The sequence below is a fragment of the Streptomyces sp. NPDC059456 genome (assembly GCF_042750055.1).
Lineage (GTDB): Bacteria > Actinomycetota > Actinomycetes > Streptomycetales > Streptomycetaceae > Streptomyces.
Window position 1 is genome coordinate 1 of record NZ_JBHYVA010001029.1, and the last position, 1,951, is coordinate 1,951.

A 1,951-nucleotide genomic window follows, 5' to 3' on the forward strand; every position below is an offset into this window, starting at 1 on the left:
CGGGGGCCCCGCGCCCCGCCGCTGGGGGGGGGGCCGCGCGCAGGGCGTACGGAGGTACGGACGTACGGTGGCGGCTAGGCCGTTGTGGTCCGGCCGTCGCGGTGGAGGGTCCAGCGTGCCGGGAGGGCGGTGGCCGCCAGGCCCAGGGCCAGTGCGGCGGCCGCGAAGGAGGCGTACAGCACCGGCGGGATGTGCGGGGGCGCCCCGGTGACGGCCTTGGTCAGCGGGAACAGCGTGGCCAGGGCGATCGCGGTGCCGAGGCCGACGCCCGCGCCGCCGATCAGCAGGGCCTCCCAGCGGAGCATGCGCAGCACCTGGCGGCGGGTGGAGCCGACGAGGCGCAGCATCCGCAGTTCGCGGCGGCGGTCGAGGACGGTCATCACGAGGGTGTTGGCGGCGGTGACGGCGGCGAAGCCGCCGAGGACGGCCGCCATGGTGGTGTTGGCCCAGGCGTTGACCTCGCGGTCCGTGCTGCGGGCGGTGGTCCAGGCCGATGCGGACACGGCCGGGCCGATGCCCGCCGGGACGGGGCCGCGGATCAGGAGTTCGGTGGGGTGCCCGGCCGTGGTGCGGCCGGTGAGGTCGGACGCCGCGAGGGTGATCTCGCCGAGGCCGAGGCCGCGCGTGTAGACGGCGACGATCTCGGGGGTGGCCGGGGTCCCGTCGGGGAGGCGGAGTTCGATGCGGTCGCCGACGCCGGCGTGCGCGGAGTCGGCGAGGGTGCGGTCCACGGCGACGGTGCCGGGCCGGAGCGCGGTGAGGCTGCCCGCACGCACGCCCAGATCCTGCACGGTGGTGACGTCGCCCGCGACGCCCTGTGCGGAGGCGGACCGGAGCGAGCGCTCCGTGCCGGTGCCGGTCATCACGAGGACGGAGGTACGCGTGATCGCGACGCCCGCACGGGTGGCGTCGGAGGACGGGTCGGCGATCACGTGGTCGGCGATCAGGCCGGCCTCCTGCTGCTGCCGGACGGCGCGTTCCTCGCTGGTGTGCAGGAAGACCAGGGTCGAGGAGAAGGCCATGGCGAGCACGATCGGGGTGATCGCGGAGGCGAGCCGGCGGGCGTTGGTACGGGAGTTGGCGGCGGCGAGGGAGCCGGACGCGCCGCCGGCGCGCAGCGGGAGGCCGAGTACGGCGGCGCAGGCGCGGGCGATCAGGGGGCCGAGCAGGGCCACGGCCAGCATGAAGAGCATGACGACGCCGAGGGCGGCATTGGCGGCGTCCTCCCCGCGGCCGGTGGCGGCCAGGCCCGCGCAGGTGGCGCCACCTGCGAGGGCGGCGATGCCCAGGGGGGTGCGGATCCACCCCGGGCGCAGCCGTTCCACGGCGGCTTCGGCGAGGGCTTGGCCGGGCCGGATCCGGGCGGGGCGGCGGGCGGCGGCCCAGCCGGCGAGCAGCGCGGTGGCGAGTCCGGCGGCGGCGGCCGTGACGAGGGGGATCCAGGAGACGGTGAGTTCGACGCCGGCGGGGATCGCGCCCTTGGCCCGGAGCTGTCCGAACCACCAGGCGGCGAGGCCGATGCCGGGGAGGCAGCCCAGTGCGCCGGCGGCCGGTGCGACGAGCAGGGCTTCGGTGGCGACGGTGCGGCGGATCTGGCGCGGGGTGGCTCCGACGGCGCGCAGCAGTGCGAACTCGCGGGAGCGCTGCCCGACGGACAGGGCCACGGTGGCGGCGGCGGTGAAGACGGCGACGAGGGTGGCGGTGCCGCCGAAGGAGCCGCCGAGGCCGGTCAGCATCTCCTTGGCGCCGGCGAGTTGCGGGTCGACGGCGCGGTCGGCGCCGGTCAGCACCTGGGCGCGGCCGTCGACGGCGGCGCGGGCCCGGGCCGGGTCGGCGTCGAGGAGGACGAGGGCGTCGAGGGTGTCGGGGTGTCCGGAGAGGGTGCGGGCTTCGGTGTCGGAGAACCAGACGCCGCTGCCGGCGGCGTGTCCCACGACGCGCAGTTCCCGCT

At 77.3% G+C, this 1,951-nt stretch carries 1 protein-coding gene; it reads right to left on the minus strand.

The features are described 5' to 3' along the window. Positions 1-74: 74 nt before the first annotated feature. Positions 75-1,951: FtsX-like permease family protein (locus tag ACFXA3_RS41805; RefSeq protein WP_385196631.1), on the minus strand; the 1,877-nt coding region annotated here is incomplete at its 5' end.